Source organism: Spirosoma radiotolerans (assembly GCF_000974425.1).
Classification (GTDB): domain Bacteria; phylum Bacteroidota; class Bacteroidia; order Cytophagales; family Spirosomataceae; genus Spirosoma; species Spirosoma radiotolerans.
This window is the reverse complement of the sequence record NZ_CP010429.1, coordinates 4,543,747-4,557,713: the sequence shown is the minus strand read 5'-3', so window position 1 is coordinate 4,557,713 and position 13,967 is coordinate 4,543,747. Positions and strand designations below refer to the sequence as shown.

Here is a 13,967-nt window from a genome sequence, read left to right as displayed (position 1 = left end):
CATTTGAATCTCAAATAAGCCATAATCTTTGTGCATCTTTATTCTATTCGTTAAATCACTTCGTTATGCTCAATTCCAATAAATCAAGAACCATTTTCATTACCTGTCTGGTAGCGGGGGCAATCATGGTCGGCTGTCATTCCTTCAGCGAACTGGCCCCGGCGGTTGACCCCAATACCGTGCTTCGTTCGGCCCGGGTGCAGGCGGTTGCATTATCGGAGGGATTCGAGGTCGGTTCGACCAGCCCAAAAACGGCGTACGATGTTTCGCCAACCGGCTCATCCAGCGGGGACAATGTAACGCTCCAATCAAAATCCTGGAATCTGTATGATGGCGTAATCGGGAATCTCAGTGGCGATTTGAAAGCTGGAGCCTGGTCGGCCCGGATTCGGAATACGGGCAAACTAACCATGCTGTTCGACGTCACGTCGGGTATCAGTACGGTCAGTATCAAACATGGTACCTATGGCTCCGATGCGGCAAGCCAGTGGAGTTTGTGGTACTCGACCAATGCGGGCAGTAGCTGGACGCAAACCGGGGCTACAGTAACAACAACCTCAACGCTTCAAACGCAAACCTTTACGCTGAATGTAGCCGGTAGTGTTCGTCTGGAAATTCGAAAAGTGTCCGGGTCAACGAACCGAATCAACATCGACGATATAGCCGTTACCGACAATTCGGGTGGTACAACGCCACCTGCGACGGGTAAGACCTTTTTGTTTGATGCCAGTAAACGCGAAAACGCGGGCAGTGCCGATTGGCAAATTGATGCCGACGGTACTGAAAACGTACCGATGTACACCGGCGGAACAACGGTTGAAACACTTGCGCAACGTTTCCCCACACCATCGTATACAGGCATTACGTCGAGCACCACAGAAACGTACTGGCGGGGCGCTATATCATCTTGGGCCATCGAGCTGGTGAAGCGGGGAAATCTGGTCGAAACACTGCCCAGTGGCTCAGTCGTTACCTATGGCAATTCGGCTAATCCACAGGACCTGAGCAATTATGCCGTTTATGTGGTGGTGGAACCGAACCGATTGTTTTCGGCAGCGGAAAAAACAGCGATCATGAACTTTGTCTCGAATGGGGGAGGGCTGATGATGATTGCCGACCACACGGCTCCCTCGCTGACGGGCACGGATCCCAATGGGTATAATCCATCGGATCGGGATGGCGACGGCTATGATTCACCCCGTGTCTGGAATGACCTGATGTCGAACAACGGAATCAATAATAACAAGCCGTTTGGCTTTACGATCGACTATGTAGACATCAGTGAGAAACCAACCACGAACGTGTACACAGGCTCGAACGCCAACGCACAGAAAGTACTGGGTGGTGTAGCCGGAACGGCGTCTAAGCTGGCATTTTATAACGGTTCGACCGCTACCCTTTACCCGGCCAGCAATGCGAATGTGCAGGGATTATTCTGGCGGATGAGCAGCACCGTAGGCAGCACAACGAGCGTGATGGCGCTGTTGTCTACTTATGGCAGTGGACGTATTGTGTTTATCGGGGACAGCTCACCCGCCGACGACGGAACGGGTGATCCGAACGATAGCCTGTTTAACGGTTGGTCGGGCGATGCGCCTTCGGGTTACACATCGCACCCGGCCCTACACATCAACGCTTCGCTGTGGCTGGCTAAGATTCAGTAAGTTGCTGTATGCCGACCGCCCGTCTGGCGGTCGGCATACGGTTATTCGCTGCGTAATGAGTTGACCGGATTCATCAGAGCAGCCCGAATGCTCTGGAAGCTGATTGTGAGTAGGGCAATTCCCGTTACGAGTCCTCCAGCCAGGGCAAAGATCCACCACACAATGTCGATTTTATAGGCAAATCCCTCTAACCATTTGTTCATGGCGTACCAGGCCAGGGGCGATGCTACCAGAATGGATATCAATACCAGTTTCAGGAAGTCTTTAGAGAGAAGCGTAACGATGCTGCTGACCGATGCGCCCAGTACCTTCCGCACCCCGATTTCCTTTGTGCGGGCTTCGACCGAAAAGGTCATCAGACCCAGTAAGCCCAAACAGGCTACCAGTAACGTAAGGGCCGTAAAGCCGTTGAATAAGCGGGCTAACCGTTCCTCTTTCGCATAGAGTTTGTCATACGCTTCATCCAGAAAATAGTAGTCAAATGGCGCTGATGGGCGACTGCGCTCATAAATAGCTTTGAGTTGGGCGAGTGCTTCCGGAACATTGGTTTGTGGCCGTAACCGAATCAGTAAATACCCACCATTGGCCGTAATGGACCGACTTGTATCACTCACAACGCTCAGCATCATTGGCGAAACCGGTCCATGCAGACTATGTACATGAAAATCGGCGACAACGCCATCGGGGCTTCCGTTGGCAGCGGTGCCTTTAAAAGGAGACGGTTGCTGAAGAGGGTTGCCGCGAATACCCGCTTCTTTCAGAACGGTTTGATTATAAACGGTTAACTCTTTTGAAACGGCACCCGTTTCCCAGCCAGCGGGTGGGTATTGCCAGCGCACCCCCATCATGTCGAAAAAAGGTTTATCTACGGTCAGTGCGTTGACCATAAGCTGTTTTTTTCCTTTGGCCGTTTCCATGAAATAGGTCATGATGTTAGGCGAAAACAACTTTGTATTCGTTGCGGCAACATTGTTGACGCCCGCCCACTGCCGAACCGCATCGCGAATGGCTGTGAATTGGGACGTCAGTTCACTGTCGATATACATACCAACGACCTGTTCTCGATTGATACCCAAATTCTTGGTTTGAAGAAACCGCATCTGGGTATAGAGCACCAGGCTGCAAATCAGCAAACCAATGCTAGCGGTAAACTGAAGGGTGGTAAACACCTGTCGTAATCCAGCGCCACCAAACCGGACGTTCGTTGTTCCTTTGAGCACCACTGCCGGCCGAAATCCCGATAGGAGCAACGCCGGATACGCTCCTGCCAGTACCGAGCAGACCAGCCATAACGCCAGCATCAAGCCCCAATAAGGCCCCTGCGCCAGGACCCGGTTGTCCATCTGCAGACCAAGAGCTTGATTGGCCCAGGGAAACAGTGCCTGAAGTACCGCCAGCGATAAGCCAAAGGCCAGCGTAGTGGTTAGAAATGATTCGATAAAAAACTGGCCGATAAGCTCCTGGCGTTGCCCGCCAATGGCTTTACGAATGCCGACTTCTTTCGCTCGTTTGGTAGCGCGGGCTGTGGTTAGGCTAACATAATTAATGACCGCCAGTGCCAGAATGACCAGGGCTATGGTGAGCAGAACATACAGCGATTGCCGGGTACCTTTCGATTCACTACGGCTATCCAAGTGTAAGGATGACAGGACTTCGAGCAGGTATTTGGCCGAAAGATCAACAAACTGCAGGTCTGATTTTACCTGTTGCAGTTTCTTCTCGACGGCTGTTGGACGTGTACCCGGACGTAAGACCACATACGTGCTCAGGAAACCACCTCCTTTCCAGACTTGCTGCTGCTTGGCCCCCAGAGTAGGCATAGAACTCAGGGAAACCAATGCCCTGAAGCCAATTACTGAATTTGTCGGTAAATCGTCGAGTATGGCCGATACGGTAAGCGGGAAATGCTTGTCGAAAATCAGCGTTTTTCCAACCGGGTTTTTATCGCCGAAATATTTCTCTGCCAGTTGACGAGTCAATACGATACGACCTGGTTCGCTCAGTGCTGTTTGCGGATCGCCCTGGAGTAGTTTCAGTCCCATTACGGGTATGATCGATGCGTCGGCATAACCAATGTTCAGTTCTTTGAACCGATGAGTTGCATCGGATTGTAAGACCACGTCGCCGAGCCCATCCGACCAACGGACAACTTGTTCAACTTCTGGAACCTGGCGTTTTATCTGACGGCCAAACGATTCGTGCAAGTTGGGAAAGCTGATTTCCTCTCCGCCATATGTAGCGACCGACATAATCCGATAGGTGCGGTCGGCGAAGGGTTCGAACCGATCATAGTGGAACTCATGCCAGACATACAGCGCAATGAATGTGCTGACGGCCAGGCCAACCGTGAGCCCAACAATGTTCAACGCACTGAACAACTGGTTTTTCCAGAGCTGGCGCAGGGCAATGGCCAAATAGTTTCGGATCATAGCAGGACTTAGGAAAGTTGTTGAATACGTTGATTTAGGTCTGGCGGCAAAGCGAGGCTTTATAAAGCCCAGGACATCCCACCAGTAGCGCCAGCGGGCCCGCCGTTCACCAATACGTTCAACCTGATAGGTGAACTCTTCGTGTAAGTCGCCCTGCACTTCTTCCAGGCGGTGAGGAGCGCAGAAGAAGCGGAGTAGGTGGTCAGCTAAGCGGGGTGGAGTGGTCCGGCGATTCAGTTTCATTGCTGTAGTGCCGACCATCCCGGTCGGACTTGAACTAATATTTATCCAGCCGACCGGGATGGTCGGTACTACTCACTTCTCAACGATTTCACGGGGTTCATCAGGGCGGCTCTAATGCTTTGGAAACTAATTGTTAGAACAGCAACTGCACTAGTTACCAGACTGGTTAGAGCGAACATCCACCACTCAATGGAAGTTGGATAGGCAAAGTTCTGCAACCACCGACTCGTAGCCCACCAGGCCAGGGGAAAGGCGAGAACAATGGCAATGAGTACCAGTCGAAGGAAGTCTCCGGAAAGCAGTACAATAAGTCCGGCCACCGTAGCCCCCAACACCTTCCGAATGCCAACTTCTTTTGTGCGTATCTGGGCAGCATAGGCAGATAAGCCAAATAAGCCCAGGCAGGAAATAAGTATAGCAAAGAGGGCAAACACATTCAGTATATTGCCCACCCGTTTTTCTGAATCATATAAACGGGCCATTTTTTCATCCAGAAATGTGTAGATGAACAGACTGCCGGGCGACAAACGAGCCAACGTAGATTGGGCGAACTGTAAAGTTTCTGCCAGGTTGTTTCCTTTTGTTTTTAATAGAAAGTAATTGGCCTGTCCTGGATGCTGAACAATAACCAGTGGATCGACTGTGGTGTGCAGGGAGGCAAAATGGAAATCCCTGACAATGCCTACTATCTCGCCTGTGTCCCCTAAGGATACCGCTTTTTGCCCGATGGGCGAATCCAGTTTGAGAGCTTTGGCTGCCGCTTCGTTCAGGATAAGCGAAAAGTGGGCGTTCTCTGTTTTCCTGACGAAATTTCGACCTGCTTTCATCCCGACCTGTAAAAGTGGGAGCGTATGTTCGTCAGCCCACATAAATCGAAGTTGAGTCGCATCGTCAGGTTTCCCCAGCAGCGCGAGCATATCTGTACCGAATCGGTCACCCGGTAAGGTAGAAATACGGGCTACATTCGTGATGGCTGAATTTTTCTGAAATTCCTGCTGAATCACGTCGGCTTTGTTCCACATGTCACGCCCGTACAGCTTTACAGCTATTACCTGGTCTTGGTCGAAGCCCAGGTCCTTTGTCTGGAAAAACTTCATTTGACGGTATACGACAATCGTACTGAAGATCATGAATACCGAAACACTGAACTGAAACACAATCAGACCTTTTCGAATTAGTGTAACTGAAGAAAACTGGCTTTTCTTTCCTTTCAGGGCATTAACGGGATCAAAATTAGAAATGAATAAGGCCGGGTAAAAACCGGCAATCAGGCTGATGAGCCCAATCAGTAGCACCAGTAGTACTGTATTCGATGCCGTCAGCAATTGCTCAAAGCGAAGCGTCTTTGCTGCCAGTTCGTTATAAAAAGGAATGGCCAGCCGGAATAAACCAAAGGCTACCAAAGCAGCTGCCAGCGTCAGTATGAATGATTCGCCCAGAAACTGTCTGATGAGTTGGCCTTTGCGGGCACCTAATGCCTTTCGAACGCCCACTTCTTTCATTCGGTTAAATGCCTGGGCTGTGGCCATATTGATGAAATTCACCGAGGCTAACAGCAGGATAAACAGGGCCGCTATGGAAAAAACATACACATAAGTAATGTCACTATTAGGCCCCATTTCCTTCTCCAGCTTCGAGTGCAGGTGAATGTCCGTAATGGGTTGAATAGGCGTTCTTCGGGTTGCCAGGATTTCTTTTCTGGTTTCGCCTTTGGCTTCGTAAAACTTGACCATGAACTCCGGAATTCGCGCTTCCACATCCGAACGTGAGGCACCATTATTCAGTAGGACGTAATTATAAAAGCCAGCCCACCCTCTATTTTCCAGCGTATTTTTGTCCGTATAACTGTAAAAGGTGGACATAGAAATCAGGTAATCGAACTGTAAATGCGTGGGGAATGAATAGGGTTTTATGACACCCGTCACGGTCAATAGACGTTTATCCAGATCATCCTGAATCCGTTTGCCTAATGGGTCTTCATTCCCGAAGTATTTGGTTGCCATTGCTTCCGTGAGGACAATGGCGTCAATCTGTTTGAGGGCTGTTCGTGGATCACCTTTCACAAACGAAAGGTCGAATACATCCACCACGGTCGAATCGGCATAATACCCGCTTTTCTCCTCGAACAGCTTTGGCGCTCCACCGGATGGTGCATAGCTGAATACCCGATCTGGATATGGGCGATGAAATCGGGCCACGGTTTGGACCGCAGGGATAGCCTTTTGCATTTCTACTCCCAAAATAGGTGACGTTGCTGCCCATTGTCGGCTTTTCTTGTCAATATTTTCCGACGTAATTCTGAAAATCCGGTCTGCTTTTGAAAACCCGTTGTCATAGGTCAACTCTTCCCGCACATGAAGAATTATCAACAGGCTACAAGCCAGTCCTAAGGCCAGACCGGTTATGGTAAGCGTACTGTTTAATTTGTAGCGGAGCACGTTTCGCCAGGCAATGGTAAAATAGTTGCTTAACATAGCAGTAGTTGTTGAATTTGCATATGGGTATTCTCCGAATCGTGGGTGATGCACGGTTCCCCGTCGGGACATTCCAACCGCCGTCGTTCGTTTTATGGCGAAAGGCTTCATAAAACCCAGCACATCCCGCCAGTAGCGCCAGCGGGCCCGTCGCAGGCCAATGCGCTGAACCTGCCAGGCAAACTCCTCGTGCAGATCGCCCTGCACTTCTTCCAGCCGATGAGGGGCGCAGACCAACCGAAGCAGGCGGTCGGCGAACCGAGGGGGCGTATGCATGGCTGTTCTATTCGCTGCGTAATGAGTTGACCGGGTTCATCAGCGCGGCCCGGATACTCTGGTAACTGACCGTGAGTAGGGCAATGGCGAGGGCCAGCAGCCCCGATAAGGCAAAGACCCACCACTGAATGTCGATTCGGTAGGCGAAATCCTGCAACCACCGATTCATCGTGTACCAGGCGACGGGAACGGCGATGACAATGGCGATCAGAACCAGTTTGATGAAATCTTTGGCCAACAGTTGAATAATGCCGCTTGTGCTGGCACCCAGTACCTTACGAACTCCAATCTCGCGGGTACGTACCTGTGCTGTGTAGGTGGCCAGACCAAATAAACCCAGGCAGGAAATGAGAATGGCAATGGTGGAGAAAATATTGAACAGCATCCCTGATTGCTGCTCCGACTTGTAGAGGTTGTTGAATGAATCGTTCAGGAAGGTGTAGTCGAACGGATAATTCGTGTTGTATTGCTTCCACGACCGTTGGGCAGCTGCAACAGCCAGCCTGGCGTCATTGCCGGTTGTTTTAACATAAATGGCCTGCATCTGCTCGGGGGCGTAGTAGAAAATAGCGGGCTCTATTTTCTGCCGCATCGAGGCAAAGTGAAAATCGTTGACAACGCCGACAATCGTTCCGGTGTGATTCCACAGTCTGAATCGTTTCCCAATCGGGTCTTTAATCCGGGCCGTCTTTACGGCGGTTTCATTCAGGATAAAATGCAGCGAATCGGCAACGGCACCGGTAAAATTGGCGCCTTGCAACAAGTTTATTTTAAAGAATGGAATAAAGTCTTTATCGATGGCTACCGGCCACATAAACATGGTTTCACCTTTCTCTTTCCCATCCCATTCATTATCGCCGGTTTGACCGCCCAGGCTGACAATGTTTGAACTGGCTCGGGTAACGGCATCGACGCCGGGCTGGTTCAGGAGCTGTGCTTTTACCACATCGTAATGCTGGCTCATATCCCGCATAAAAAACCCAAATACATGCGTTTTATCGTACCCCAGTTCCTTCGAGCGGATGTACTGTAGTTGGTTATTGATAATGAACGTTCCCGCGATCAGGATGACAGAAACCGCGAACTGGACGACAACCAGTATTTTTCGGAAACTAGCTTCATTAAGCCGGGATGAGACCTTTCCTTTCAGGGCTCTGAGGGGTTCAAAGGAAGAGAGTAACAGGGCCGGATAAAGGCTCGATGCGGCCAGCGTTCCGAGGATCGTCAGGCCAATGAGCTGCCAGATGCGGTAGTCAGAAAAGTCAAGGGCAAGCTGCTTGCCCGAAATCTGGTTGTAGAAAGGGAGCAGCCCATAAATAAGGCCAATGGCCAGCACGGCCGCCAAGGAAAACAAGAGCGCGGTTTCAGTCAGGAACTGCACAAATAGCTGGCTACGGGCCGCGCCTACGATCTTGCGCATGCTGATCTCTTTGGAGCGTAGCAACGAACGGGCTGTGGAGAGATTAACGTAGTTAATACAGGCTATCGCCAGAATAAGCAGGGCAATAATAGAAAACATCCTGATCGTTTCAATCCCGCCTTCCGAACCATCTGCTCTGTAGAGGTGCATGTCGGGCAGGGGCTGAAGCAGGTACGTAAGGTCTGTATCGTCGGGCTTGTTACGGAGGTGAATCGTACGTAGTTTATCGGTCAGACTGCTGGTGGATGCGCCTGGTTGAAGCAACAAATAGGTGCTGTAGTTAAAATTACTAAAGTCGTTAGCCTGATTTCTACCATCTGTTCTGTTGTGATACATGCCCTCGAACAGCAACGGAAGAGGCAGGATCATGTCGGCCTGGATGCTCGAATTTTTGGGAAAATCCGGCGTGATACCGCTCACCTTAAACGCATTGTTCTTATCGACGATGAGGACTTTTCCGAGTGGGTTCTCGTCGCCGAAATAGCGTTTGGCCGTGCTTTCGGTCAGCACAACCGAGTGGTTATCCGGGAAGGGCTTTGCCGGGTTTCCCTGCGTGAGTGCGAAGTCGAATACCGAGAACAAGCTCGGATCGGCAAACTGGGTGTGTTCCTCATTGAAGGTTTTATCCTTGTATCTAAACAGGGTATAAGTGCCGTTGTGAGAAATGCGGACGCCGTCTTTTATGTCGGGCAGTTCCTGCTTGCCAAGCTCGGCGATTGGGGCAACAGTGGATGTCCAGATTTGGCGGCTATTGCCCGTACCAGCCCAGTTTTCGAGCCGGTATATGCTGGTTGCCTGGTGATGAAACCGGTCGAAGCTCAGTTCATCCTGCACCCAGAGCAAAATCAGGATACCCACGGCTAACCCGGCGGTCAGACCCGTCATGTTGATCAGCGAATAGAATCGGTTGTTTACCAGGCTGCGCCAGGCGGTTTTCAGGTAATTACGGAGCATAACAGGGCTTAGTAAGAAGATAGTTGAGTTCTGTTTTTCTTGACGTTTGATGGCAAATGATCCGCCCGTCCGGGGCTTCATAAAACCCAGTACATCCCGCCAGTAGCGCCAGCGGGCCCGCCGTTCGCCAATACGTTCAACCTGCCAGGCAAACTCCTCGTGCAGATCGCCCTGCACTTCTTCCAGCCGATGGGGGGCGCAAAAGAGGTTGAGCAACCGATCAGCCAGGCGGGGCGGGGTAGGCGACTGATTCATAGGCTAATGGCCGGGTTGAGTGGGTTTGGTAACCGGTTCCACAACGTGGTTCGTACTTCCTGAATTTCCTGCAAGGTCCGCTGACCGTAAACAGTCACCGTAAACAATCGCTTCCGGCGGCCACCGCGCTCCGGCGTGGGTTCGCCCATTTCCGATTTCACCATGCCTTTGTCTTCCAGACGCTGTAAGGCCGCGTGAATCTGATTCAGCCGTACCGAGCGGCCGGTTTGTTCGATGATTTCGTGGGTGAGGGCTACGCCATACGCCTGTCCCTCCAGCACCGCAACGGTGAGCAGAACAATCTCTTCAAACTCGCCCAGGTAGGTCCGTTTCATGGGGTCTAATTAGTTCTATATTTGCTGATCAAATGCCTTGCCAGAACTAATGATGGGCTTTTCAAGGCCATAAAGCCGGTTTTGGTTGAGTTATGCAGTTGGGGAATGTCCGATTCTGGACATTGGCCCGTCCTGAACCGGACGCCGGTGATTGGGTCTACATTCTTTCTCTTAAAACATCTCCGTCTGTAAACGACACACAAAGTGGGTAAAGTTGATACCACCTGCTCTTTAGTTCAGGAACATATCATTCTCTTTCCCATGAAATACCTAATAAAATCGCTGATCTGTGGGGCGCTCCTGGCGTTGAGCGCGCTGCCGTTGCTGGCGCAGAAAGGCCCGGAAGATAAAGCTGGCTGGAAACTGGGCGCTCAGGCCTATTCGTTTCGTCTGTTTCCTTTTACGGAAGCCCTGCGGAAGATTGACAGTTGTGGGCTTAAATACGTTGAGGCATACCCCGGTCAGGTTATTGGGGGCGGATTGGACGGGAAGATGGACTTTAACATGAATGCCACGACCCGGCAGGCGGTCAAAAAGCTGATCAAAGACCGCGGCCTCACGGTGGTCGCGTACGGCGTTGTCAGCCCCAAAACGGATGAGGATTGGAAGAATGTATTCGAATTTGCGAAAGACATGGGCATCCTGAACATCAACTCGGAGCCCACGCCGGAACAGATGCCACTGGTACGAAAACTAGCCGAGCAGTACAAAATCAACGTTGCGCTTCATAACCACCCCAAACCGTCGCGCTATTGGCATCCCGACACGGTGCTGGCGGCTATTGGCGGTAGCAAATACGTTGGTTCCTGTTCGGACATTGGCCATTGGGTACGTTCGGGACTGAACCCGGTCGAATGCCTGAAAAAGCTAAACGGCCACGTGCTGGGTATGCACTTCAAAGACGTGAAGAAAGATACACCGGAGGGGAAATACCACGATGTTGTCTGGGGCACCGGCGATTGCAACGTAGAGCAGGTCATTACCGAGCTAAAACGCCAGCACTTTAAAGGGCCAATCTCGGCCGAATATGAATACCATTGGGAAAATAACGGCCCCGAAATTGCCGAAAGCGTTAAAAATTTCCGGGAGATTTATAACCGCGTGAAAGTCCAGTAGTAGAGACGCAACCCTTTGCGTCTCTCATGCGTCAGCAACCTTATTTTAGCCATAAAGACAGTTAAAGCCGTCCGTATTGCTGACGTATGGGAGACGCAAAGGGTTGCGTCTCTACTCGGATCGTAAACTTCTTACCGGGTTCAGCAGGGCAGCTTTTATGCTTTGGAACCCTACGGTTACCAGCGCAATGGCAATAGCCAGAATACCCGCCAGCGCAAAGACCCACCAGCTAAGGTCGACTTTGTAAGCGAAATCCTTGAGCCATTGATTCATCGCCCACCAGGCAATGGGGGAGGCCAGCACTAAGGCCACGATTACCAATTTCAGAAAGTCTTTCGAGAGTAGGGTAACAATACTGGCCACCGATGCGCCGAGCACTTTTCGAACTCCAATTTCTTTAGTCCGTTGTTGGGCCGTAAAGGTGGCCAGGCCGAATAGACCCATGCACGAAATGAGAATGGCAATGGCGGTGGCGGTGTTAACGAGTTGGCCCGTTTTCTGCTCTTTCTCATAGAGCTTGGCAATGGAGTCGTCCAGAAACGTATACTCGAATTTATTGTCAGGATAGATCGTTTTCCACTGTTGTTCCATGCTGGCCAGCGTGGCTTTCATATCGCTAACCTGACGGCCCTTAGTGGCCAGTTTTACGCCAATATTTGCTGATCGTTGCGGCATATAGCCGATGAACACGGGCCCAATTTTTTCATGAAACGACTGTTCATGAAAATCGGCTACTACCCCAACAATAGGATACTTTTTGTCTTGGAAACTAAGCAGTTGATTCAGTGCATCGGCCGGTTTTTTAAATCCCAGAGCTTTCGCGTAGGTTTCATTGATGACGAGTTCCCGGAGCGAGTCGCTCTTGATGTAGTTTCGACCCGCGAGCAGGCGCAACTGATACAGTGGAATGAAATTTTCGTCGCCTATTTTGGCCGATACGTCCATCTCAATCTCTTTTTTGCCCTGATATTTTAGTTTGGTAACCATAAAGGCCGGGCCCATTGGTGGAAACCACTCCCTCGTAACGCGCTCAACACCGGCAAGTTGGCTGAGCTTCTGCGCCAGTACGGTGGCCTTTTCGTCTCGTCCGGGCCGGATGGAAACAATGGCATTCGTCGAAAAACCCCGGTCTTTGTTTCGCATAAAATTGAGTTGTCGACTGACCATTAGTGTGCCGATAATAAACACCAGCGAAACCGTAAACTGAAAGACAATCAGCCCCTTCCGTAAATAGCCTTTTTGCCCATTTTTAGTTGACGTCTGCCCTTTCAGCGTTAGGGCGGGAACATAGGAAGACAGCACCCAGGATGGGTAAAACCCAGCCAGAAGTGATGTACTTATCGTAACCGCCAACAAGAATGCCACTGTTTGCCAGCTAAACAAATCGAACGTCAGTCCCTGGGGCGTCAAGGATTGAAACGCGATCAGAATCGGCTTGACGAGTGCCAGCGAAAGGAAAACAGCCACGACGGTCAGGAACGTCGTTTCGCTCAAGAACTGGAGAATCAGATTGGCCCGACTACTGCCCATCACTTTCCGAATGCCGGTTTCCTTGGCTCGTTGTGCCGACTGCGCCGTCGATAAGTTGATAAAATTGATGGCGGCAATCAGTAGTATAAAGGCGGCAATACCCATCAGGCCGTAAAGCGTTGGCAAGTGGGCTTTTCGAGAGTAGTTGTCTGCGTAATCATCATTGAAATGAAGGTCAGAAAGGGGTTGTAGAGCAGGCGTAAATTTCAACTCCATTTCCTTCGTAAAATGAGCTTTGCCAAAACGCTGAAACTGAGCTGTGAGTTGGGCGGGCGTTGTTCCCTCAGGGAGCTTGACAAAGGCCTGCGAAGCGGACCAAATGTCGTTCCATTGACTCAGATCTATGCTTCGTTTGAGTTGGCTCGCCTGAATGGTAGCAAAGGAAATGAAATCCGTAAAGACAAGATCGCTCGGCTGTGCGAAATCGTTCACAATGCCAGCTACATGCATGCGTACGGAATCCTGATAAATGACTTCTTTGCCAATCATTTCCTGGATGGGTAGTTCGCCAAAATACAGACGGGCCTTTCGGGCTGACAGTACCAGATCAAACGGTTCTGTCAACGCTGTTTTCGGGTTGCCGGCCAGCCATTGATACGTGAAAATGTCGAAATATTGCGGCTCAACGACCACAATCTCATTGTGTTTGTTGCCCTCGAATCGCTTCGGCTTTTCCTTCCCATTTGGGACGAGCACCTCGGAAGAAATGTTGTGAAAAGCGGCTACGGTTTCCAGACCTGCGATTTCTTTTCGAATAGCGGCCGGAACGGCATTCGGGGGGAAACCTACGGGATGTTTCTCGCCCGTTTTACCATATTGCGCTTCTCCCACCAGCCGATAAATTCGCTCACCATTCGGGTGAAACGTATCGTAACTCAGTTCGTAATTTGTAATCAGGTAAATGACCAGACAGGCCGTTACGCCCAGCGTAAGCCCGAAGAGGTTAATCAGCGAACTGACTTTATGCTTAGTCAGGTTGCGAAGCGAGGTTTTAAAATAGTTGCGGAACATAAGTGAGCTAAGTAGTGCTGGTGAAGAATAGTCATTCACTTTCCGTTTCAAGGCAAAGGGCCGAATAAAGCGGAGCACGTTTGCCCAGTAACGACGATTTGCCCTTCGGATGCCTTCGGCTTGAAGATCCCGCACGAACCGCTCATAGAGATCGCCCTGGATTTCCTCCAGTAAGTGAGGGGCGCAGAACCATTCCAATAGCCGGTCAGCTGTGCGGGGTGGTGATTCGAGCGGTTTGTTTGAGCGGTTCATAACAGGTA

7 protein-coding genes are annotated in these 13,967 nt (G+C 50.7%); 2 read left to right on the top strand and 5 right to left on the bottom strand.

The window, feature by feature from the left end:
- Positions 1-65 precede the first annotated feature (65 nt).
- Complete coding sequence (locus tag SD10_RS18520) at positions 66-1,664, top strand: hypothetical protein (protein ID WP_046575777.1); 1,599 nt, start codon at positions 66-68, stop codon at positions 1,662-1,664.
- A 41-nt stretch (positions 1,665-1,705) separates the two neighbouring features.
- Here the strand turns inward: SD10_RS18520 and SD10_RS18515 are convergent, their stop codons facing one another.
- From SD10_RS18515 to SD10_RS18500, 4 genes are all read right to left on the bottom strand, one after another.
- Positions 1,706-4,336 (bottom strand): permease prefix domain 2-containing transporter, encoded by a 2,631-nt coding sequence (locus SD10_RS18515; protein WP_082111635.1) that lies wholly within the window; start codon positions 4,334-4,336, stop codon positions 1,706-1,708.
- 68 nt (positions 4,337-4,404) lie between these two features.
- Positions 4,405-7,086 (bottom strand): permease prefix domain 2-containing transporter, encoded by a 2,682-nt coding sequence (locus SD10_RS18510; RefSeq protein ID WP_227699010.1) that lies wholly within the window; start codon positions 7,084-7,086, stop codon positions 4,405-4,407.
- A gap of 7 nt (positions 7,087-7,093) precedes the next feature.
- The gene (locus tag SD10_RS18505; protein WP_082111634.1) at positions 7,094-9,715 is read right to left on the bottom strand and encodes an ABC transporter permease; all 2,622 of its coding nucleotides are present in this window, start codon (positions 9,713-9,715) and stop codon (positions 7,094-7,096) included.
- On the bottom strand, positions 9,712-10,050 hold the full coding sequence (locus SD10_RS18500) for a PadR family transcriptional regulator (RefSeq protein ID WP_046575776.1): 339 nt from the start codon (positions 10,048-10,050) through the stop codon (positions 9,712-9,714). The genes SD10_RS18505 and SD10_RS18500 overlap by 4 nt, the downstream gene beginning before the upstream one ends.
- Before the next feature lie 261 nt (positions 10,051-10,311).
- On the opposite strand from SD10_RS18500, the gene SD10_RS18495 reads away from it, so the two are divergent.
- Complete coding sequence (locus SD10_RS18495; RefSeq protein ID WP_046579758.1) at positions 10,312-11,166, top strand: sugar phosphate isomerase/epimerase family protein; 855 nt, start codon at positions 10,312-10,314, stop codon at positions 11,164-11,166.
- Between the two features lie 111 nt (positions 11,167-11,277).
- On the opposite strand, the gene SD10_RS18490 is transcribed toward SD10_RS18495, so the two are convergent.
- The gene (locus tag SD10_RS18490; protein ID WP_227699009.1) at positions 11,278-13,959 is read right to left on the bottom strand and encodes a permease prefix domain 2-containing transporter; all 2,682 of its coding nucleotides are present in this window, start codon (positions 13,957-13,959) and stop codon (positions 11,278-11,280) included.
- Between the last annotated feature and the right edge of the window lie 8 nt (positions 13,960-13,967).